19 protein-coding genes and 2 tRNA genes are annotated in these 21,321 nt (G+C 69.6%); 4 read left to right on the top strand and 17 right to left on the bottom strand.

Annotation, left to right across the window (positions count from 1 at the left end; translation table 11 throughout):
• Positions 1 to 51 precede the first annotated feature (51 nt).
• From mreD to ACFYZ8_RS02280, 7 genes are all read right to left on the bottom strand, one after another.
• Complete coding sequence (mreD, locus tag ACFYZ8_RS02310) at positions 52 to 729, bottom strand: rod shape-determining protein MreD (protein ID WP_388536698.1); 678 nt, start codon at positions 727 to 729, stop codon at positions 52 to 54.
• 11 nt (positions 730 to 740) lie between these two features.
• Positions 741 to 1,688 (bottom strand): rod shape-determining protein MreC, encoded by a 948-nt coding sequence (mreC, locus tag ACFYZ8_RS02305; RefSeq protein ID WP_388536696.1) that lies wholly within the window; start codon positions 1,686 to 1,688, stop codon positions 741 to 743.
• Between the two features lie 115 nt (positions 1,689 to 1,803).
• Complete coding sequence (locus tag ACFYZ8_RS02300; RefSeq protein WP_004931372.1) at positions 1,804 to 2,823, bottom strand: rod shape-determining protein; 1,020 nt, start codon at positions 2,821 to 2,823, stop codon at positions 1,804 to 1,806.
• Between the two features lie 322 nt (positions 2,824 to 3,145).
• Complete coding sequence (gene ndk, locus ACFYZ8_RS02295) at positions 3,146 to 3,559, bottom strand: nucleoside-diphosphate kinase (RefSeq protein WP_007382017.1); 414 nt, start codon at positions 3,557 to 3,559, stop codon at positions 3,146 to 3,148.
• A 62-nt stretch (positions 3,560 to 3,621) separates the two neighbouring features.
• Positions 3,622 to 3,987: a DUF4233 domain-containing protein gene (locus tag ACFYZ8_RS02290; protein WP_359031749.1), complete on the bottom strand. Its 366-nt coding sequence runs from the start codon at positions 3,985 to 3,987 to the stop codon at positions 3,622 to 3,624.
• A gap of 10 nt (positions 3,988 to 3,997) precedes the next feature.
• Positions 3,998 to 5,482, bottom strand: a complete 1,485-nt coding sequence (locus ACFYZ8_RS02285) for a bifunctional folylpolyglutamate synthase/dihydrofolate synthase (RefSeq protein WP_388536693.1) — start codon at positions 5,480 to 5,482, stop codon at positions 3,998 to 4,000.
• A 131-nt stretch (positions 5,483 to 5,613) separates the two neighbouring features.
• A complete protein-coding gene (locus ACFYZ8_RS02280) occupies positions 5,614 to 8,238 on the bottom strand; it encodes a valine--tRNA ligase (protein WP_388536691.1) in 2,625 nt (874 codons plus the stop codon).
• Between the two features lie 136 nt (positions 8,239 to 8,374).
• Here ACFYZ8_RS02280 and ACFYZ8_RS02275 point away from each other — a divergent pair, with 136 nt between their 5' ends.
• The gene (locus ACFYZ8_RS02275) at positions 8,375 to 9,385 is read left to right on the top strand and encodes a hypothetical protein (RefSeq protein WP_388536689.1); all 1,011 of its coding nucleotides are present in this window, start codon (positions 8,375 to 8,377) and stop codon (positions 9,383 to 9,385) included.
• Between the two features lie 69 nt (positions 9,386 to 9,454).
• Here ACFYZ8_RS02275 and clpX read toward each other — a convergent pair whose 3' ends face one another.
• The 5 genes from clpX to ACFYZ8_RS02250 form a co-directional block, all read right to left on the bottom strand.
• Complete coding sequence (gene clpX, locus ACFYZ8_RS02270) at positions 9,455 to 10,741, bottom strand: ATP-dependent Clp protease ATP-binding subunit ClpX (protein WP_359031753.1); 1,287 nt, start codon at positions 10,739 to 10,741, stop codon at positions 9,455 to 9,457.
• Between the two features lie 160 nt (positions 10,742 to 10,901).
• On the bottom strand, positions 10,902 to 11,582 hold the full coding sequence (locus ACFYZ8_RS02265) for an ATP-dependent Clp protease proteolytic subunit (RefSeq protein WP_020136160.1): 681 nt from the start codon (positions 11,580 to 11,582) through the stop codon (positions 10,902 to 10,904).
• A gap of 70 nt (positions 11,583 to 11,652) precedes the next feature.
• On the bottom strand, positions 11,653 to 12,258 hold the full coding sequence (locus ACFYZ8_RS02260; protein WP_050789879.1) for an ATP-dependent Clp protease proteolytic subunit: 606 nt from the start codon (positions 12,256 to 12,258) through the stop codon (positions 11,653 to 11,655).
• A 294-nt stretch (positions 12,259 to 12,552) separates the two neighbouring features.
• Positions 12,553 to 13,950, bottom strand: a complete 1,398-nt coding sequence (gene tig / locus ACFYZ8_RS02255) for a trigger factor (protein WP_388536687.1) — start codon at positions 13,948 to 13,950, stop codon at positions 12,553 to 12,555.
• 194 nt (positions 13,951 to 14,144) lie between these two features.
• Positions 14,145 to 14,221: transfer RNA gene (locus ACFYZ8_RS02250), tRNA-Pro, on the bottom strand.
• 474 nt (positions 14,222 to 14,695) lie between these two features.
• Here ACFYZ8_RS02250 and ACFYZ8_RS02245 point away from each other — a divergent pair.
• Positions 14,696 to 14,766, top strand: a tRNA-Gly gene (locus ACFYZ8_RS02245).
• A gap of 75 nt (positions 14,767 to 14,841) precedes the next feature.
• On the opposite strand, the gene ACFYZ8_RS02240 is transcribed toward ACFYZ8_RS02245, so the two are convergent.
• A complete protein-coding gene (locus ACFYZ8_RS02240) occupies positions 14,842 to 15,036 on the bottom strand; it encodes a hypothetical protein (protein WP_007382026.1) in 195 nt (64 codons plus the stop codon).
• 376 nt (positions 15,037 to 15,412) lie between these two features.
• On the opposite strand from ACFYZ8_RS02240, the gene ACFYZ8_RS02235 reads away from it, so the two are divergent.
• Positions 15,413 to 16,531 carry an acyltransferase family protein gene (locus tag ACFYZ8_RS02235; RefSeq protein ID WP_359031755.1) on the top strand — a complete coding sequence of 373 codons (1,119 nt, stop codon included), beginning with the start codon at positions 15,413 to 15,415 and terminating at the stop codon, positions 16,529 to 16,531.
• Here ACFYZ8_RS02235 and ACFYZ8_RS02230 read toward each other — a convergent pair.
• Positions 16,528 to 16,983 (bottom strand): HD domain-containing protein, encoded by a 456-nt coding sequence (locus ACFYZ8_RS02230; RefSeq protein ID WP_359031756.1) that lies wholly within the window; start codon positions 16,981 to 16,983, stop codon positions 16,528 to 16,530. The genes ACFYZ8_RS02235 and ACFYZ8_RS02230 overlap by 4 nt on opposite strands.
• 33 nt (positions 16,984 to 17,016) lie before the next feature.
• A complete protein-coding gene (locus tag ACFYZ8_RS02225) occupies positions 17,017 to 18,198 on the bottom strand; it encodes a PP2C family protein-serine/threonine phosphatase (RefSeq protein WP_388536684.1) in 1,182 nt (393 codons plus the stop codon).
• A 168-nt stretch (positions 18,199 to 18,366) separates the two neighbouring features.
• Between ACFYZ8_RS02225 and ACFYZ8_RS02220 the strand changes: the two genes are divergently transcribed.
• The gene (locus ACFYZ8_RS02220; protein ID WP_388536682.1) at positions 18,367 to 19,596 is read left to right on the top strand and encodes a GNAT family N-acetyltransferase; all 1,230 of its coding nucleotides are present in this window, start codon (positions 18,367 to 18,369) and stop codon (positions 19,594 to 19,596) included.
• A gap of 10 nt (positions 19,597 to 19,606) precedes the next feature.
• On the opposite strand, the gene ACFYZ8_RS02215 is transcribed toward ACFYZ8_RS02220, so the two are convergent.
• Together ACFYZ8_RS02215 and ACFYZ8_RS02210 are read right to left on the bottom strand one after the other, a co-directional pair.
• Positions 19,607 to 20,422: an Fpg/Nei family DNA glycosylase gene (locus ACFYZ8_RS02215; protein ID WP_388536680.1), complete on the bottom strand. Its 816-nt coding sequence runs from the start codon at positions 20,420 to 20,422 to the stop codon at positions 19,607 to 19,609.
• Positions 20,423 to 20,735: 313 nt separating this feature from the next.
• On the bottom strand, positions 20,736 to 21,221 hold the full coding sequence (locus ACFYZ8_RS02210; protein WP_388536678.1) for a ribose-5-phosphate isomerase: 486 nt from the start codon (positions 21,219 to 21,221) through the stop codon (positions 20,736 to 20,738).
• Positions 21,222 to 21,321: the final 100 nt, after the last annotated feature.

Raw genomic sequence — 21,321 nt, 5'->3', positions numbered from 1 at the left:
ACGTGTCATATACGGCGAACCTGTGAACGCGGTCCGCCCGCTCCCGTGGGGTCACAGCCGCTTGACCCCCTTGATGCGGCCCACCCGGGCGGTACGGGTGCGCGCCTTGGTCTTCAGGCTGCCGAGGCCGCCGCGCTGGCCGCCGATCTTCAGACCCGTGCCCGAGGAGAGCCAGCCCGAGGAGATGTCCGCCGACTTGGCCGCCGAGCTCGTCTCGGCGAGCGGGTCGTTGTCGGCGCGGCGGGCGAGCGCCATGATGCCCGGGACGACGAACGGGGCGAGCAGCAGGTCGTACAGGGCGGCGGTGAACAGCAGGCTGGGCAGGCCCACATGGCGGGCGGCGGTGTCGCCGACGAGGGCGCCGACGCCGGCGTACAGCAGGGTGGTGCCGATGGCGGCGGCGACCACGACGACCATGGGGCCGGTGGCCGACTTGAGTCTGCCGTTCTCCGGCTTGGCGAGTCCGGCGAGGTAGCCGATGACGCACAGCACCAGGGCGTAGCGCCCGGCGGCGTGGTCGGCGGGCGGGGCCAGGTCGGCGAGGAGGCCGGCGCCGAAGCCGACGAGGGCGCCGCCGACATGGCCGTAGACCAGGGCGAGGCCGAGGACGGTGAGCAGGAGCAGGTCGGGGACGGCGCCCGGGAGGTGGAGGCGGGCGAGGACGCTGACCTGGATGACCAGGGCAACCACGACCAGGGGGGCGGACAGCAGGATCCGGTTGACGCGCATGACTACAGCTCCTACTGCTCTTGCTGGATCTCGCCGTCGACCGGCGCATTGGCGGACGGGGTGACGGTGACCGTCACGGTCGGCGTGGGCGTCGGTTTCGGTTGGGCGGGCAGCACCCTGTCGCGCGGGTCCTTCTTCGGGGCCTGGACGACGACGCCGACGATGTCGAGCTTGGTGAAGCTGACGTACGGCGTGACGTACAGGGTGCGGGTGAGGTCGCCGCCGGAGGGGTCGACGCGGGAGACCACGCCGACCGGGACGCCGGGCACGAAGGGCTTGTCGGCCTGGGAGCCGAAGGTGACCAGGCGGTCGCCCTTCTTGATCTCGGCCTTGCCGTTGAGGAGTTCGACGCGCAGCGGGCGGTCGCCCTGGCCGGAGGCGAAGCCGAGCTCGTCGGTGGCCTCCATGCGGGTGCCGACGGTGAAGTCGGGGTCGTTGGCGAGGAGCACGGTGGCGGTGTCGGGGCCCACGGTGGTGACGCGGCCGACCAGTCCGTCGCCGTTCAGGACGGTCATGTCGCGCTGGATGCCGTCGTTGGCGCCGACGTCGATGGTGATGGTCCAGGAGAAGCCCTGGGCCGCTCCTATGGCGATGACCTGGGCGCCCTTGATGCCGTACTGCCCCTCGCCGGCGATCTTCAGCATCTTGTCGAGCTGCTTGAGGCGGCTGGAGTTGCGGTCGTCGCTGCCGAGTCGCGCCTTGAGGGCGGCGTTCTCCTTCTCCAGCTCGGCGAGCCGGTCGTGCCGCTCGCCGGAGTCGCGGATGGCGGAGACCGCGTTGCCGACCGGGTCGACCGCGGATGACACACCGTTCTCGATGGGGCCGAACACCGCGGCCGCGCCTTGGCGGGCACCGTCGACCGGCGAGTCCTCCCCGCCGCGGATGTCGACCGTGATCAGCGCGAACGCGACGGCGATCAGCAGCACCAGGAGCAGCCGGCTCTCTCGTGTGTCCCTCACGTGCGGCGGCCGTGCCCTTCTCATTGGAGTTGCGTTTGTGGGAGCTTATGCCTCGATATCAACGATCCGCCGCACGAGAGGAGATCATCTCGTACGGCGGAATCGAAGAGTTACGTCATCTGCGCGGCTGGGCGTCGAGCACCTGCTGGAGTGCCTCGAACTCCTCGACGCACTTGCCGGATCCGAGCGCCACGCTGTCCAGCGGGTCCTCGGCGATGTGGATCGGCATGCCGGTCTCGCGGCGCAGCCGCTCGTCGAGCCCGCGCAGCAGGGCGCCGCCGCCGGTGAGGACGATGCCGCGGTCCATGATGTCGCCGGAGAGCTCCGGCGGGCACTTGTCGAGGGTCGTCTTGACGGCGTCCACGATGGCGTTGACGGGTTCCTCGATCGCCTTGCGGACCTCGGCGGCCGAGATGACGACGGTCTTGGGCAGCCCGGAGACGAGGTCCCGGCCGCGGATTTCGGTGTGTTCGTCAGCGTCGAGGTCGTACGCCGAACCGATCGTGATCTTGATCTGTTCGGCCGTCCGCTCACCCAGCAGGAGGGAGTACTCCTTCTTGATGTGCTGGATGATCGCGTTGTCCAGCTCGTCGCCCGCGACACGGATGGACTGGGCGGTGACGATGCCGCCGAGGGAGATGACCGCGACCTCCGTGGTGCCGCCGCCGATGTCCACCACCATGTTGCCCGTGGCCTCGTGGACCGGCAGGCCGGAGCCGATGGCGGCCGCCATGGGCTCCTCGATGATGTGCACCTGGCGGGCGCCGGCCTGGGACGACGCCTCGATGACGGCGCGGCGCTCGACGCCGGTGATGCCCGAGGGGACACACACGACGACGCGCGGCCTCGCGAGATACCGCCGCTTGTGGATCTTCAGGATGAAGTAGCGCAGCATCCGCTCGGTGATCTCGAAGTCGGCGATCACGCCGTCCTTCAGCGGCCGCACGGCAACGATGTTGCCGGGGGTCCGCCCGATCATCTTCTTGGCCTCGGCACCGACTGCCAGAATTCCACCGGTGTTCGTGTTGATCGCGACGACGGACGGCTCGTTGAGTACGATCCCGCGACCCCTGACGTACACCAGCGTGTTGGCGGTCCCGAGGTCGACAGCCATGTCACGGCCGATGAACGACATTGAGTTCCCCATCAGGATTCGTCTGGCCTTCCTGGGAGCTTTTGAGGGCTTTTCAGGTCGGCGAAGTGGGTGCTGTGACGTGAAGGCTTCCATCGTAGACGCGCCTGCACGAACACTGCGCGAGGGTCTTCGCCATTGTCAGCAGATCAAACGCCGCCTCGCTTGTGGAGACGGTCCATAAGGGCCACGCGTTCCCCCGATCGGCACGCATATGCCGAGGGACGGCCGAAAAAGTACGGCCGTCCCAGGTCAGACGTGAGTACGAGCTGACGCGCCCTCAGAAACTGCCACGAAACCTACGCACGTGACCTACGCACACGACCTATGCGCGGCCGGGGAAGAAGATCTTCACCTCGCGCTCGGCGGACTCCTCCGAGTCGGAGGCGTGGATGAGGTTCTCGCGGACGATGACACCGAAGTCCCCCCGGATGGAGCCGGGCGCGGCGGCGATCGGGTCGGTGGGGCCCGCCAGTTGGCGTACGCCCTCGATGACCCGCTCGCCCTCGACGATCAGCGCGACGACCGGACCGGAGGCCATGAACTCCACCAGCGGCTCGTAGAAGGGCTTGCCCTTGTGCTCGCCGTAGTGCTGCTCCAGGGTGTCCTGGTCCAGGGTGCGCAGCTCCAGCGCGGTGATCTGCCAGCCGGCCTTGCGCTCGATACGGCTGATGATCTCGCCGGTCAGGCCACGACGGACGGCGTCGGGCTTGAGGAGGACGAGGGTGCGCTGGCTCACGAGGGGCTCCTAACCTGCTGATGTGCGGTGGGACGAGATTACAGGGCGTGTCGGTACGTTCGTCACACAGCGTCAGGTGTACTGGAGTCCATTGCGGCGGCCTGGGCGGCGAATCTCGCCTTCGCCTCGTCGATCTTCCGGCCGTAGTGCACGGAGGCCCACCACAGGGCCGCGAAGACCGCGCCCATGAAGAACATGGTCGGCACCACGAAGCCGGAGGCGATCAGGGCGATCTGGAACGCCCAGCCGAGGGCGACACCGCCGGGCCGGGTCACCACCCCGCACAGGGCGAGGCACAGCAACATGGCGATACCGCTGACCGTCCACACCGTGGAGGTGGCCAGGTCGGGGTCCTTCATCGCGACCAGTCCGGCGAAGCCGACCACGAAGAACTCGCCGATCAAAGTCGATGCACAGAGCGTACGCATGGCTTGGGACTCAGCCCCTTCCGAGCAGCAGCCGGGCCTCGCCGACCGTGATGACCGACCCGGTGACGAGCACACCGCCGCCCGCGAACTCGCCGTCCTCCTCGGCCAGCGTGATCGCCTCCTCCAGGGCGTCCGGCAGTCGCGGTTCGACCTGGACCCGCTCCTCGCCGAACACCTCGACGGCGATCGCGGCGAGCTCGTCGGCGTCCATCGCGCGGTGGCTGGAGTTCTGCGTGATCACGACCTCGGCGAAGATCGGTTCGAAGGCCTCCAGGAGACCCCGTACGTTCTTGTCGCCGCTCGCGCCCACCACGCCGATCAGCCGGCTGAAGTCGAAGGCCTCGCCGACCGCCTCCGCGGTGGCGCGGGCGCCCGCCGGGTTGTGGGCGGCGTCCAGGACGACGGTCGGGGACCGCCGTACGACCTCCAGGCGGCCCGGCGAGGAGACGGCGGCGAAGGCCTTGCGGACGGTGTCGATGTCCAGACCGTCCGGGCGCTGGGCGCCGACCCCGAAGAACGCCTCCACGGCGGCGAGCGCCACGGCCGCGTTGTGCGCCTGGTAGGGGCCGTGCAGCGGCAGGTACACCTCTTCGTACTCACCGCCGAGACCGCGCAGGGTCAGCAGCTGCCCGCCGACGGCGACCTGCCGGGAGACCACCCCGAACTCCAGGCCCTCGCGCGCGACCGTGGCGTCCACCTCGACGGCCTTCTTCAGCAGCACCTGCGCCGCGTCGACCGGCTGCTGGGCCAGGATGACGGTCGCGTCCTGCTTGATGATCCCGGCCTTCTCCACGGCGATCTCACCGGGGGTCTCGCCGAGCCGGTCGGTGTGGTCCAGGTCGATGGGGGTGACCACGGCGACATCGCCGTCGATGACGTTGGTGGCGTCCCAGGAGCCGCCCATGCCGACCTCGACGACGGCCACGTCGACGGGCGCGTCCGCGAAGGCGGCGTACGCCATGCCGGTCAGCACCTCGAAGAAGGACAGCCGGTACTGCTGCTCGGCGTCGACCATCCCGATGTACGGCTTGATGTCCTCGTACGTCTCGATGAACCGCTCGGCCGAGATCGGGGCGCCGTCCAGGCTGATGCGCTCGGTGACCGACTGGACGTGGGGGCTGGTGTAGCGGCCGGTGCGCAGTTCGAAGGCGCCGAGGAGGGCCTCGATCATGCGGGCCGTGGAGGTCTTGCCGTTCGTGCCCGTGATGTGGATCGAGGGGTACGACCGCTGCGGCTCGCCGAGGAGGTCCATCAGGGCGGCGATGCGGCTGACGCTCGGCTCCAGCTTGGTCTCGCCCCAGCGGGTGGCGAGCTCCGCCTCGACCGCGCGCAGAGCCTTGTCGACCTCGGGGTCCTCGGGGCGTGCGGGCACGTCGGCCTCCGGCGGGCCGCCCTGGGTGCGCAGGGTGCGGCTGCCGGCCTCGATGACCGCGAGGTCGGGGTCTCGGTCGGTCTCGTTGGCGATGATCTCGTCGAAGGGGTCGCTGTCACTCACACGGTCAGTTTAGGGCTGCGCGTGCGGAGGGGGGTGGCTGGTCCCGTTTGGCGGGCGCGGGGAGGTTCGTGGCTGGTCGCGCCCTCGCGGCGGGGCCGCATGTCGATGCGGCCCCGCGCCCCTGGGGTGGGTCAGGCCTGGGGAAGCCTGTCCAGTTGCTCCTGGATCCTCTTGATGTCCTCTTCCGCCTTGGCGAGGCGGCCGCGGATCTTGTCGACCACGTTGTCCGGGGCCTTCGCGAGGAACGCCTCGTTGCCGAGCTTCCCCGTCGCCTGGGCCTTCTCCTTCTCGGCCGCCGCCAGGTCCTTCGCGAGACGCTTGCGCTCCGCCGCCACGTCGATCGTGCCGGAGAGGTCCAGCGCGACCGTGGCGCCGGCGACCGGGAGGGTCGCGGTGGCCGCGAAGGTCTCCCCCTCCGGCTGGAGGCGCAGGAGCTGGCGGATGGCGGCCTCGTGGGGGACGAGGGCGGTGCCGGTGAGCTCCAGGCGGGCCGGGACCTTCTGGCCGTCCTTGAGGCCCTGGTCCTTGCGGAACCGGCGGACCTCGGTGACGACCCGCTGGACCAGCGCGATCTCCTCCTCGGCGTCCTTGTCGCGGAAGCCACTGTCGCTGGGCCACTCGCCGATGACCAGGGACTCACCGCCCGTGAGGGTGGTCCACAGGGCGTCCGTCACGAACGGGATGACCGGGTGCAGCAGGCGCAGCGTCACGTCGAGGACCTCGCCGAGGACCCGCCCGGAGACCCTGGCCTGCTCGCCGCCCGCGAAGAACGTCGTCTTCGACAGTTCGACGTACCAGTCGAAGACCTCGTCCCACGCGAAGTGGTAGAGCGCGTCGGCGAGTTTGGCGAACTGGTAGTCGTCGTAGTACGCGTCGACCTGGGCGACGGTGGTGTTGAGGCGGGAGAGGATCCAGCGGTCCGTCGCCGACATCTCGGAGGCGTCGGGCAGCGGGCCCTCGACCGTGGCGCCGTTCATGAGGGCGAAGCGGGTGGCGTTCCAGATCTTGTTGGTGAAGTTCCGGGAGGCCTTGACCCAGTCCTCGCCGATCGGCACGTCCGCGCCCGGGTTGGCGCCGTTGGCGAGGGTGAAGCGGACGGCGTCGGAGCCGTAGGCGTCCATCCACACCAGCGGGTCCACCGCGTTGGGGTTCGACTTCGACATCTTCTTGCCGAACTCGTCGCGGACCAGGCCGGTCAGCGCGATGGTGTGGAAGGGGATCTCGCCGTCCATCGCGTACAGGCCGAACATCATCATCCGGGCGACCCAGAAGAAGATGATGTCGTGGCCGGTGAGCAGGACGTCGGTCGGATAGAACTTCCGCAGGTCCTCGGTCTGTTCGGGCCAGCCGAGCGTGGAGAACGGCCACAGTCCTGAGGAGAACCAGGTGTCCAGGACGTCGGAGTCCTGGGTCCAGCCCTCGCCGGTGGGCGGCTCCTCGTCGGGGCCGACGCAGACGACCTCGCCGTCGGGGCCGTACCAGATCGGGATGCGGTGGCCCCACCACAGCTGGCGCGAGATGCACCAGTCGTGCATGTTGTCGACCCAGTCGAAGTAGCGCTTCGACATGTCCTCGGGGTGGATCTTGACCCGGCCGTCGCGGACCGCGTCACCGGCGGCCTTGGCGAGCGGGCCGACCTTGACCCACCACTGCATGGACAGGCGCGGCTCGACGGTGGTCTTGCAGCGCGAGCAGTGGCCGACGGAGTGCATGTAGGGGCGCTTCTCGGCGACGATGCGGCCCTGCTCCTTGAGGGCGCCGACGACGGCCGAGCGGGCCTCGAAGCGGTCCTGGCCGAGGAAGGGGCCGTGGACCGTGATGACGCCGTGCTCGTCCATGATCGTCAGGGACGGCAGGTCGTGGCGGCGGCCGATCTCGAAGTCGTTCGGGTCGTGCGCCGGGGTCACCTTGACCGCGCCGGTGCCGAACTCGGGATCGACGTGGGTGTCGGCGACGACCGGGATGGTGCGGTCGGTCAGCGGGAGCTTGATCTGCTTGCCGATGAGGTGCTGGTAGCGCTCGTCGTCGGGGTGGACGGCGACGGCGGTGTCACCGAGCATCGTCTCCGCGCGCGTGGTCGCGACGACGAGGCTGTCCTCGCCCTCGCCGTAGCGGATGGAGACCAACTCGCCCGCGTCCTCCTGGTATTCCACCTCGATGTCGGAGATGGCCGTCAGACAGCGCGGGCACCAGTTGATGATGCGCTCGGCGCGGTAGATCAGCTCGTCCTCGTAGAGCCGCTTGAAGATGGTGAGGACGGCCTCGGACAGGCCCTCGTCCATCGTGAAACGCTCACGGCTCCAGTCGACGCCGTCACCGAGGCGCCGCATCTGGCCGAGGATCCGGCCGCCGTACTCCTCCTTCCACTGCCAGACGCGCTCGACGAACTCCTCGCGGCCCAGGTCGTGGCGGGACTTGCCCTCCTCGGCGAGCTGCTGCTCGACCTTGTTCTGGGTGGCGATACCGGCGTGGTCCATGCCCGGCAGCCACAGCGCCTCGTAGCCCTGCATGCGCTTGCGGCGGGTGAGGGCGTCCATGAGCGTGTGCTGGAAGGCGTGGCCCAGGTGGAGGGAGCCGGTGACGTTCGGCGGCGGGATGACGATGGTGTACGGGGGCTTGTCGCTCTTGGCGTCGGCGGTGAAGTAACCGCGCTCTACCCAGCGCTCGTACAGCGTCCCCTCTACCTCGGCCGGCGTGTACTGGGTCGGCAGTTCGGTGCTGGGCGCTGTGGGCTGCTGCTGAGCGTTCTCGGTCACGGGGTCAGTTTAGGGGTGTCGCGGGCGTGTACCGAAACGTGTTTGCTCTGTAACGGTGGGGCCCCCGATGCCGTGCGCCGACCGTGCCTGAGCCAGGATGTCGGGAACACATAAGCATCTGGAGGGGAACCCAGAGATGAGTCACAACCAGCCGGGCCCGTACGGGCAGCCCCAGCAGCCGGGGCAGCAGCCGCAGCCCGGGCCGTACGGCCAGCCGGGCCCCTACGGCCAGCCGCCGCAGGCCCCGCAGGCTCCCCAGGGCCAGCCCCAGCCCGGCTACGGCTACCCCCAGCAGCCCCCGCCGCCCCAGCAGCCCGGCTACGGCTATCCGCAGCAGGGCGGCGTCCCCCCGCAGACCCCGCCGTACGGCCAGCCGCAGGCTCCCTACGGCCAGCAGGCCCCGTACGGCCAGCAGCCGCCGTACGGCCAGGCCCCCTACGGCGTCCCGCAGCCCCCGGCGCCGGGCGGCGGCAACGGCAAGAGGATCGGCATCATCCTCGGCGCGGTGGCGGTCGTGGCCGCGATCGGGGTCGGCGTGTACATGGTGATCGGCGGAGGCGGTAACGGGGGCGGCGGGTCGGACATCGCGGACGACGGGGCGCACACGTTGACCACGCCGGCCACGGTCCTCACCGACTACAAGAAGTCCACCGGCAGCAGCGCCACCGACGGCTTCGACACGAGCGACCTCAAGGACGCCGAGAAGTACGGGGTGACGAACCCCAAGGCGGTGGCCGCCGCCTACCAGTCCGGGGACCCGACCAACTACATGGCCATGAAGATGGTCAACTTCACGGGTATCTACGGTGACATCGAGGACCCCGAGAAGGTCGTCGACGCCATGTTCACCAAGTTGAAGAGCGACACCGGCAAGACCGAGGTCGTCGGCAGCCCGAAGGCGTACACGCCCTCCGGCCTCGACGGCGCGGTTCTCAAGTGCCAGGAGATGAAGACCGACAGCGATGCCTCGTCGGCCGGCGGCCCGAGTTCGATCAGCATGCCGGTGTGCATCTGGGGCGACCACAGCACACTCGGAGTCGTCCTCCCCATCGACATGGCGGACGCCATGTCCGGTAAGGCGGCGGACCTTTCGAACGCGGCCGACATGTCGGCCAAGCTGCGTACGGAAGTTCGCGTGAAGGCCTGACACGCCGAGCACGAAGTCGAAGGGGCCCCGGTCGGTTGTCGACCGGGGCCCCTTCGGTGTCCTGTGGTGCTACGCCGTCTTCTGCTCGCCCGGACCCCGCCCGCGCGCGTCCCTCGGGATCAGCGTCGGGTTGACGTTGGAGTGGACGACGTCCGCCGTGATGACGACGCGGGCCACGTCCTTGCGGGACGGGATCTCGTACATGACGCCCTGGAGGACCTCTTCCATGATGGCGCGCAGGCCGCGCGCGCCGGTCTGGCGGAGGATGGCCTGGTCGGCGATGGCCTCCAGCGCCTCGCGCTCGAAGTCCAGCTCCACGCCGTCGAGTTCGAAGAGGCGCTGGTACTGCTTCACCAGCGCGTTGCGCGGCTCGACCAGGATCTGGAGGAGGGCCTCACGGTCGAGGTTGTGGACGGAGGTGATGACGGGGAGGCGGCCGATGAACTCGGGGATCATGCCGAACTTCACCAGGTCCTCGGGCATGACGTCCTCGAACTGGTCCTTGGCCTCCAGCTCGCGCTTGGAGAGGATCGTCGCGCCGAAGCCGATGCCCTTGGCGCCCGCACGGGACTCGATGAGCTTCTCCAGGCCCGCGAAGGCACCGCCCACGATGAACAGGACGTTCGTCGTGTCGATCTGGATGAACTCCTGGTGCGGGTGCTTGCGTCCGCCCTGCGGCGGCACCGAGGCCGTGGTGCCCTCGAGGATCTTCAGGAGCGCCTGCTGCACGCCCTCGCCGCTGACGTCCCGCGTGATCGACGGGTTTTCGCTCTTGCGAGCGACCTTGTCGATCTCGTCGATGTAGATGATCCCGGTCTCGGCCTTCTTGACGTCGTAGTCGGCCGCCTGGATCAGCTTGAGCAGGATGTTCTCGACGTCCTCGCCGACGTAGCCCGCCTCGGTGAGCGCGGTGGCGTCGGCGATCGCGAACGGGACGTTCAGCATCCTGGCCAGAGTCTGCGCGAGGAGCGTCTTGCCGGAGCCCGTGGGGCCCAGCAGGAGGATGTTGGACTTCGCCAACTCGATCGCGTCGTCACGGCCGTTGCCGCCGCCGTTCTCGCCGGCCTGGACGCGCTTGTAGTGGTTGTACACCGCCACGGAGAGGGCCTTCTTGGCCGCCTCCTGGCCCACCACGTAGCCCTCCAGGAACTCGTAGATCTCGCGGGGCTTGGGCAGTTCCTCCCAGCGCACCTCGCTCGTCTCGGCGAGTTCCTCCTCGATGATCTCGTTGCAGAGATCGATGCACTCGTCGCAGATGTACACACCAGGCCCTGCGATGAGCTTCTTGACCTGCTTCTGGCTCTTGCCGCAGAACGAGCACTTGAGCAGATCGCCGCCGTCACCGATGCGTGCCACGGTGTGCTTCCCCTTCGCCTGGGAGACGCCTAGGTCCAGCGGCTCCTGGTGCTGCCTTATGTCCGACGGTACCTTGCCGGGCCCCCCGTTCGGGCCCCCCTTGGCAGGGTTCACTTTGACGTGCACGGTGCCAAGGGGCGGCATATCCTACGTGGTCCGCCTAGCGGACGGCGGCGTTGTTCATCTTCCGGGTGGAGATGATCTGGTCGATCAGGCCGTACGCCAGGGCGTCGTCGGCCGTTAGGATCTTGTCGCGCTCGATGTCCTCGCGGATCTTCTCGATCGGCGTGGTCGAGTGCTTGGCCAGCAGGTCTTCCAGCTGCGCGCGCATCCGGAGGATCTCGTTGGCGGCGATCTCGAGGTCGGAGACCTGGCCGCGGCCGGTCTCGCTGTACGGCTGGTGGATCAGCACGCGGGCGTTGGGCAGCGCCATGCGCTTGCCGGGCGTACCGGCGGCCAGCAGGATCGCCGCGGCGGAGGCCGCCTGACCCATGCAGACCGTCTGGATGTCCGGCTTCACGAACTGCATGGTGTCGTAGATCGCGGTGAGCGCCGTGAAGGAGCCGCCGGGGCTGTTGATGTAGACCGAGATGTCCCGGTCGGGGTCCATCGACTCCAGGCACAGCAGCTGCGCCATGACGTCGTTGGCGGAGGCGTCGTCGATCTGCACGCCGAGGAAGATCACCCGCTCCTCGAAGAGCTTCGCGTACGGGTCGTACTCGCGGATGCCCTGCGAGGTGCGCTCGACGAAGCGCGGGATCACATAGCGGGACTCGGCACGCGGGCCGGTGTACTCGGCCTCGGTGCGGGCGTAGAGGCCGCTGCCGGGGAAGTCGTTCACTGTCTGTCTCCTAGGGGCTTGGGCGGTCGGCTGAGGGGCTGTGCGGGTGCGTTGCGGCCCCGCATGGGGCTCAGGCCCCGGTGCCGCCGCCGCCCGGCATGCCGGCGGCCGTGGCGATCACGTCGTCGATGAGGCCGTACTCCTTGGCCTCGTGGGCGTCGAACCAGCGGTCGCGGTCCGAGTCGCGGGTGATCTGCTCGATGGTCTGGCCGGTGTGCTGCGAGGTGAGCTCGGCCATGCGCTTCTTGGTGTGCAGCAGCCGCTCGGCGTGGATCTTGATGTCCGAGGCCGAACCGGCGAGGCCGGCGGACGGCTGGTGGATCAGGATCTCGGCGTTCGGCAGCGCGAAGCGCTTGCCGGGGGTGCCCGCGCTGAGCAGGAACTGGCCCATGGAGGCCGCGAGGCCCATGGCGATGGTCACCACGTCGTTCTTGATGTACTGCATGGTGTCGTAGATCGCCATGCCCGCGGTGATCGATCCGCCGGGGCTGTTGATGTAGAGGTAGATGTCCTTTTCCGGGTCAGCGGCAAGGAGCAGCAGCTGCGCGGTGATCTTGTTGGCGATGTCGTCGTCGACCGCCTGGCCGAGGAAGATGATCCGCTCGCCGAGCAGCCGGTTGTAGACCTGGTCACCGAGGCCACCACCGATGGAGGGGTCGCCGGCGGCGGAGGGCATCAGATTCGTCACGTATCCACCTGCTCGTCTTACGACGGCGCCGGGCCGTCTCACGTTTCCCTATCAAGGGACCCTAACGCGCTGGTCCCTTCGGGGAATCCCGGATCCGTGGCTGTTCGCCGGGGGCGTAGCGCCGTAGGGGGGCGTTTGGCGGGCGACGGTGGGTCCGGGTGGCCCGCCCCGCCCCGCGCGGAGCCGCACAGCGCCACGGTCCCGCGCCCCCGGACAGGCGAACGGGCCCGGAGTCATCGGTGACCTCCGGGCCCGTCCTACGACCTTCAGGGTGCCGTGGGCTCAGCCCTCGGTCTTCTCCTCGGCCTCGGCCGGGGTCTCCTCGGAGGCGGCCTCGACGGTCTCGACGGTCTCGGCCGTCTCGTCCTCGTCGTCCTCCAGGTCGACGACCTCGCCGTTGGTGTCCTTGACCGCGGCGGCCTCGACCACGACGGCCAGGGCCTTGCCGCGGGCGACCTCACCGACGAGGAGCGGGACCTGACCGCCCTCGACGACCGCCTGGGCGAACTGGTCGGGCGACATGCCGGAGGAGGCGGCGCGGCGCATGAGGTGCTCGGTGAGCTCCTCCTGGTTGACGTTCAGCTTCTCGCGCTTGACGAGCTCGTCGAGCACGAACTGGGTCTTGATGCCCTTGACCGCGGCTTCCTTGGTCTCGGTGTCGAACTCCTCCTCGGTCTTGCCCTGGATCTCCAGGTACTTCGCGAGGTCGAGGCCCATCTGACCGAGCTGGTGGTGCTCCAGGTTGTGCTTGCGGGTGTTGATCTCGTCCTCGAGGAGCTTCTCGGGGACGGGCACCTCGACGAGCTCCAGGAGCTTCTCCAGGACGCGCTCCTGGGCCTGGGTGGCCTGGTCGTACTGCTTCATGTTCTCGAGGCGCTTGCGGCTGTCCGCCCGCAGCTCCTCGAGGGTGTCGAACTCGGAGGCGAGCTGCGCGAACTCGTCGTCCAGCTCGGGCAGTTCGCGGGCGGCGACCTGGGTGACCTTGACGGTGACCTCGGCCTCCTTGCCGGCCGCGGAGCCGCCCTTGAGCTCGGAGGTGAAGGTGGCCTCGCCACCGGCCTCCAGGCCCTTCACGGCGTCGTCGATGCCGTCCAGCAGCTCGCCGGAGCCGATGGTGTAGGAGACGCCGCTGGCGACGCCGTCCTCCAGCACCTCGCCGTCGACCTTGGCCTCCAGGTCGATGGTGACGACGTCGCCGTCCTCGGCGGCGCGCTCGACGGGGGACGTCGAGGCGAAGCGCTCACGGAGCTCGGTGACGGCCTTGTCGACGTCCTCGTCGCTGACCTCGACCGCGTCGACCTCGACCTCGATGCCGGAGTAGTCCGGGATCTCGATGGCGGGGCGGACGTCGACCTCGGCGGTGAAGTTCAGCGTCTCGCCGTCCTTCAGCTCGGTGATGTCGACCTCGGGCTGGCCCAGGACGTCGATCTCGGCCTCGTTGACCGCCTCGGTGTAGAACTTCGGAAGCGCGTCGTTGACGGCCTCCTCCAGCACCGCACCGCGGCCGAACCGCTGGTCGATGACGCGGGCCGGGATCTTGCCCTTCCGGAAGCCCTTCACCGTGACCTGCTGGTTGATCTTCTTGTACGCCGCGTCGAGGCTGTCCTTGAGCTCCTCGAAGGGCACCTCGATGCTGAGCCGAACCCGAGTCGGGTTCAGGGTCTCCACGGCGCTCTTCACGGTTCGGTCTCCTTGTGGCTGACTTCTCGGATTCTGCCGGGGCCAGAACGGCTCCGGCGGATCGCCGCCCGGAGGATCTTCTGGAAGGAGAGGCACACGGGCGTGCAGCTTGCATAGTAACGGCAGCGGCGACACGCCCCAAAGGCGATCACGGCCCGGGTCGCGCGAGGTGATCGCGCAGGTGGTCGCGCAGGTGGTCGGGGTGGCGGGATTTGAACCCACGGCCTTCCGCTCCCAAAGCGGACGCGCTACCAAGCTGCGCCACACCCCGTCTGGTGCGACACGTAGGGTACATGCCCGCAGGCAGCGGGGTTGCCGCATTTCGCGAGCCGCGGGCGGAACCGGGCCCACACGCCCCTGCCGGCGCGGGTCCGGCCGAGGCCGGCCGGGGCCACGAAACAGCCCGGCACGGGTCGGCCGCACATTTGTTCGGGGTGCGCGGAAACGGTGCGGGTCACCTTGGAAGACCCGGCAGCATGCGCCGGAGCGTGAGCGGCCAGACCCGGACATGGCCTTCCTGGGGAGCCCGCCGCGCGCAGAACAACGAACGGCCAGGAGACGCGCCAGGCACCTGGCGGACCGCGCCGATACACGCCGTACCGGAAACGGACACGCGGGTGTGGGTCGCGTCGCCCCGGCAGGGGCCCGGTGTCCGGGGCGCGGGGCGGAAGGGGTGTGCGGTGAGGGGTGACGACCCGGTACGATGCTTTCGTGCCGTCGGTCAGCGGACCGCGGCGCGTGCTGTGCGGGCGTAGCTCAATGGTAGAGCCCTAGTCTTCCAAACTAGCTACGCGGGTTCGATTCCCGTCGCCCGCTCCGAGAAGGCCTCCGGCCCGGTCCCTCAGGGGATCGGGCCGGAGGCCTTTTGGCGTGTCCGTTCCGTGTTCCGGGCTAGAACTGGATCGAGTTGATGGTCTCCGCTATCGAGTCCAGGAAGCGTTGGATGTCGTCGGCCATGCCGGTCGAGGCGAGGAAGAAGCCGAAGAGCACCGCGACTATGGCGGGGCCGGCCTTGATGGAGCCTCCCCGCATCAACACCACCAGGATGATCCCCAACAGCAGCACCACTGACAGTGAAATGGCCACAACTGATCACACCCTCGGTCGGTCCCGCTCTCCCGGCCCGGGGACGCGACCCCGCGACCCCCGCCAGAACCATCGTGCCACCAACGCGGCCCGCATATGCGGCCGGTGAGCCAACGTTTGGCCATGCCGATACACGCGCCGCACCCCGTGGCCGGTTCCTTTCGGTCCTCACCCACCGCGTCCGCACATTCCGTCCGCAGGGAATCCGAAGCACCGTCACAGATGTGCCATGACCGGGAACATGCGGCCGGTATGCGGCATTTCGAGGGGATTAGTCGCGACAATACGGGCCTGTTGAAGACGGCTCAGAAGTGAACAACCAGCAACGAGACGACCGGTTTTACGGAAACACACAGCCGGGACTAGGGTGCCTCAGATGTTTCCAGCCGCCGCCGACGCAGTCCCCCGTCCGCGCCCGCCGCAGGACCCGCCCGACAAGAAGCGTGACGCGTTCTTCGACAACGCCAAGTACCTGGCGATCGTCCTGGTCGCCGTCGCGCACTCCTGGGAGCCGCTCAAGGGCGACAGCCGGATCCTCGAGGGCGTGTACACGGTGGTGTACTCGTTCCACATGCCGGCGTTCATCGTCATCTCCGGCTTCTTCTCGCGCAGTTTCGACATGCGTCCGGACCGGCTGAAGCGGCTCGTCACCGGTGTCGCCGTGCCGTACATCGTCTTCGAGACGGCGTACTCCCTCTTCAAGCGCTACGCCGACCACGACCCGGGCATGGAGATCAGCCTGCTGGACCCGTGGTTCCTGACCTGGTTCCTGGTGGCGCTGTTCATCTGGCGGCTGACCACGCCGATCTGGAAGCTGGTGCGGTGGCCGCTGCCGCTCGCGCTCGGCATCGCGATGCTCGCCTCCGTGACCCCGGACATCGGCGACGACCTGGACCTCCAGCGGGTGCTGCAGTTCCTGCCGTACTTCGTGCTGGGCCTGGTCATGAAGCCCGAGCACTTCCGGATGGTGCGCCGGCGCTCGATGCGGATCGCGGCTGTGCCGGTGTTCGCGGCCGCCCTCGCCGTCGGCTGGTGGGCGGTGCCGCGGATGAACACCGAGTGGTTCTACCACCGCAACGCCGTCCAGGAGATGGGCGCGCCCTGGTGGACGGGACCGGTCATGGTGCTGGCCATGTTCGGCAGTTCGCTGCTGCTGACGGCCTGTTTCTTCGCCTGGGTGCCGGGCCGGCGGATGTGGTTCACCGCGCTCGGCGCGGGCACGCTGTACGGCTATCTGCTGCACGGCTTCCTGATCAAGGGGGCTGGTTTCGCGGGCTGGTTCGACCACGCCCGGCTGCACCGGCCGGCCGGCGAACTCCTCGTGAGCGCCCTGGCCGCGGTCGCCGTCACGGTGATGTGCACCGCGCCGGTGCGCCGCGTCTTCCGGTGTGTGATGGAGCCCGACATGAACTGGGCGTTCAGGCGGGAGGCGGCCGAGGTGGCCCGGGGGCGCGAGCAGCGGGCGGCGGCTCCCCGGGAGAAGGCCGGCGTCTAGGCGTCCGCCTGAAGGCCGAGCAGTGCGCGCATTCCCGCGTACTTCCCGGTCAGTCGTGTCCGTGTCGCCTCGTCGAGGACGGCGAGGCGCGCCGGGTCCGCGTTGTGCGCGAGGTCGGCCTGTTTCACCAGGAGCGCGCCCGGGGTCGCCAGGATGCGCCCGGCGTACGCCTCGGGCGGCTCTCCGGCCCGCTTGGTGACGGCGAGCACGATGTCCTTCGTACGACGGCTCAGTGCTGCCTCGTCGAGCCACCGCGCGGAGAGCGCGTCGTCCTCGACGGCGTCGTGCAGCCAGGCCGCCGCGATCTGCTCGTCGTCGCCGCCCCGCGCGCGTACGCCCTCGGCGACGGCCCGCAGGTGTTCGGCGTAGGGCCGTCCGGCCTTGTCGGTCTGGCCCTCGTGCGCGGCGCGGGCCAGGGCCTCGACCTCGGCCAGGGTCAACTCGTCGGTCATCGCTCCAGTGTCCCCTTGCCCGGGAAGGGACGGCTAGCGCGGCATCGCCTGGGCCGTCGGGCCCTCGCGGCAGATCAGGAGCAGTGCCCGGTCGTCGTTGACGTCCTTGGCCACCGCCTCGATCAGATGCCAGGCGGCGCCGTGGAAGCCGCCCGCCACATAACGGTCGGCCTCGCCCGTCAGACGGTCTATGCCCTCCACTATGTCCCGCTCGGACGTCTCCACCAGACCGTCGGTGAAGAGCATCAGCACGTCACCGGGCCGCAGGGAGCCCTTCACCGGGTCGAACTGGGCGCCGTCGTAGACCCCGAGGAGGGGACCCTCGGCGGCCTTCTCCTCCCAGCGGCCGCTGCCCGCGCTGAGCTGGAGTCCCGGCGGGTGGCCGGCCGAGTAGAGCTCGTAGTCGCCGGAGTCGAGGTCGAGGACGAGGTGGATCGAGGTCGCGAAGCCCTCGTCCCAGTCCTGGCGGAGCAGATAGCCGTTCGCGGCCGGCAGGAAGGCGTGCGGGGGCAGCGACCCCAGCAGGCCGCCGAACGCCCCCGACAGCAGCAGCGCCCGCGACCCCGCGTCCATGCCCTTGCCGGAGACGTCCGTCAGGACCACCTCCAGCGTCCGGCCGCCGTTCGTACGGGCCGCGACCACGAAGTCGCCGGAGAAGGACTGGCCGCCCGCGGGCCGCAGTGCCATCTCCCGGTGCCAGCCGTGCGGCAGCTGCGGCAGCTTGCTCTGCACCCGGATACGTTCGCGCAGGTCGAACAGCATGGTGCCGCCGCGCCGCCAGGGCACGCCGACCCGGCTGCGGAACTGGGCGATCAGCAGCCCGAAGAAGCCGCAGGCGGCCACGACGAGGACCACGCCCGGGGTGACCCGGGACGGTCCCTCGGTGTACGGCCCGAGCCGCACCGACTCCACGATCAGCGCGGTCGCCGCCGCCGCGTACAGGCCGAGCAGGCTCGCCGGGCGCAGCAGGAGACCGCCGGCGACGATGGGGAGGACCAGGGCGGCCGGTGAGCACCACACCGAGTTCATCAGGGTGACGGCCGCGATCACCGGGACGGTCAGGAGCAGACCGGCCAGCGCGACCCAGTCGGAGCCGTCGCCGCGGAAGTAGTCCACGGCGCTTCTGCGCAGGCCGACGCGGACCCGGTGCCACTGCATCCTCAACCGGGCCGTGAACGTATCGGCTGCCGCGCGCCGCTCTCGTCCTGCTGCCATTAGTTCGGGACCTTATCCGTCGAACCCCCTGCTTGGCACAGGAGGTACGACTTGTCCCCCGTGCGAGGTTCAACTTCACAGCCGTGCAAGGGCCGTACGCGCCCCCGCTCACGGCAGGACCGGCGAAATTCCCTCGCTCGTCCCGCAATGCCCTGGTAGGCATGGTTCATGGGGACTGACTTGCGGGTGCTTCGGCAGGACGACTGGGACGAGTGGTACGGCAACCTGATCCGCGCCTTCGGCGGGGTTCCGGAGTCGGCCGAGGAGCAGGAGCTGTGGCGTCAGCTCACCGAGCACGACCGCTCCGTCGGGGTCTGGGACGGCGAGCGGTGTGTGGGTACGGCGGGGGCGTTCCGCTTCCGGCTGACCGTGCCAGGCGGTGCCGCCGTGCCCGCCGCCGGCGTCACCATGGTCAGCGTGGCCGGCACGCACCGGCGGCGCGGGGTGCTGACCTCGATGATGCGCCGCCAGCTGGACGACGTGCGCTCCTGGGGCGAGCCGCTGGCCGTGCTCACGGCCTCCGAGCCGGTGATCTACGGCCGGTTCGGGTACGGCGTCGGCACCTACCACCTCAACGCGGACATCGACACGACCCGGGTACGGCTGTCCGTACCGCCCGGCACCGACGACGTACGGCTGCGGTACGCGGCGCCCGCCGACGTGCTCGACGCGTGCGAGGCGGTGTACGCGCGGCTGGTGCCCAGGCGGCCCGGGATGGTCGCCCGGGTTCCGGGCTGGGAGCGGCTGTGGCTGCTCGACCCGGAGAGCGACCGGGACGGCGCCTCACCGCTGCAGTGCGTGGTCGCGGAGCGGGACGGCGAGGTCGTGGGGTTCGCGCGGTACCGGGTCAAGGCGGACTGGGAACCGGCCGGGCCCAGGGGCACGGTGGTGGTCTCCGATCTGGAGGCGCTGGATCCGGCCGCGCACGGCGCGCTGTGGCGGTTCCTGTTCGACCTCGACCTCACCTCGCGGATCGACGTCCGGCGGCGGCCGGTCGACGAGGCCTGGCAGTACCTGGTCTCCGACGTGCGGCGCTGCTCGCTACTGGTGCGGGACTCGCTGCACGTGCGGCTGGTGGACGTCGGGGCCGCGCTGGAGGCGCGGACCTATCAGGCGCCGGTGGACGTGGTGTTGGAGGTCGAGGACTCCTTCTGCCCCTGGAACAGCGGGCGTTGGCGGCTCAGCGGGGACGCGAAGGGCGCCTCCTGCGACCGTACGACGGACTCGGCCGATCTCGCCCTGTCCGTACGGGAGTTGGGGGCGGCCTATCTCGGTGGCGTGAGCCTCGCCTCGCTGGCGGGGGCCGGTCTGGTGCGGGAGGTGCGCCAGGGGGCGCTGGCCGAGGCGGCGGTGGGGTTCGGGTCGGCGGTGGCGCCCTGGCTGCCGCACGGGTTCTAGGGTCCGGTCGTCAGGGTTTCTGGCAGGCCGGGCACCAGAAGAGGTTGCGGGCGGCGAGATCGGCGGTGCGGATCTCGCCGCCACAGATGTGACAGGGCAGGTTCGCCCTGCGGTACACGTAGACCTCGCCGCCGTGGTCGTCGACGCGGGGCGGGCGGCCCATCGCCTCCGGGGTGTGCTCGGGGCGGACGGTGTCGATGCGGTTGTTCCTGACGCCCTCGCGCATGAGCTCGACCAGGTCGGTCCAGATCGCGTCCCACTCGGCGGGGGTGATGTCCTTGCCCGCGCGGTACGGGTCGATGCGGTGCCGGAAGAGGACCTCCGCGCGGTAGACGTTTCCCACGCCCGCGATGACCTTCTGGTCCATCAGCAGGGCGGCGATCGTCGTACGGCTGCGGGAGATCCGCCGGTACGCGGCCCGCGGGTCGGCGTCGACGCCGGAGCGGAGGGGGTCCGGGCCGAGGCGGTCGTGTATCGACTGCTTCTCGGCGGGGGTGATCAGGGCGCAGGTCGTGGGGCCGCGGAGGTCGACGTACGCCGTGCTGTTCGCGAGGCGGAGGCGGACCGTGTCAGTGGGCGGGGGTGCGGGGGCGTCGCCGAAGGTGACCTTGCCGAAGAGGCCGAGGTGGATGTGGACCCAGTCGGTGTCGCGGAAGCCGAGGAAGAGGTGTTTGCCGTGGGCCTCGGTGTGGGTGAGTTCCGAGCCGGTGAGGAGTTCGGCGGCGTCCGAGAACTTGCCTTGGGGGCTGGTGACGTGGGGTTTCGTGCCTCGGAAGGCGGCGGCGTAGTCCTGGGCCAGGCGGTGGATGGTGTGCCCTTCAGGCACGGTGGCTCCTTCGTCGTCTGCCGGTGGGGGTGGCTGCCGGCCTTCTTCGCCCCCGCCGCCCCTACCCGTCCCGTCACCAGGGGGCGCTGCCCCCTTCGACCCCCGTCCCGGGGGCTCCGCCCCCGGACCCCCGCTCCTCAAACGCCGGAGGGGCTGTATTCACGGAACGCCGGAGGGGCTTGGATTCGCGAAACGCCGGAGGGGCCTGGATTTCGCGCAGGTGACCCAGTCAGGGGCGCGGGGAACTGCGCGACCAGCCCCCACTCACCCGCACCCGACCGACGACCGACCCCCGCCGCCCCACCGCCGGAGGCTACTGCTGAGGGTGGTGCGCCGGGATCGCCGGCAGGTCGCCCGTGGTCTCGTACCCGGACAGCATGTCGATGCGGCGCTGGTGGCGCTCGTCGCCGGAGAACGGGGTGGCGAGGAAGGTCTCGACGAACTTCGTCGCCTCCTCCGTGGTGTGCATGCGGGCGCCCACCGCGACGACGTTGGCGTTGTTGTGCTGGCGGCCCAGCGACGCGGTCTCCTCGCTCCAGGCGAGGGCCGCCCGGACGCCCTTGACCTTGTTCGCCGCGATCTGCTCGCCGTTGCCGGAGCCGCCGATCACGATGCCGAGGGAGTCGGCGTCGGCGGCGGTGCGCTCGGCGGCGCGGAGGCAGAACGGCGGGTAGTCGTCCTGGGCGTCGTAGATGTGGGGGCCGCAGTCGACCACGTCGTGGCCGGCCGCCTTGAGCCAGTCGACGAGGTGGTTCTTGAGTTCGAAGCCCGCATGGTCGGAGCCGAGATACACGCGCATGAGATGAGTGTGACACGGCTGTTTCGGGGCAGCAGCCCCGGGTGTCGGCCAGGAAAACTATGGACCCGACAATGGAACCTCAAGGAAACCTCAAGTAACA

The sequence above is a fragment of the Streptomyces sp. NPDC001668 genome, assembly GCF_042893155.1.
Classification (GTDB): Bacteria; Actinomycetota; Actinomycetes; order Streptomycetales; family Streptomycetaceae; genus Streptomyces.
The sequence above is the reverse complement of the archived record's forward strand: the minus strand, read 5'-3'. Positions and strand labels throughout refer to the sequence as shown.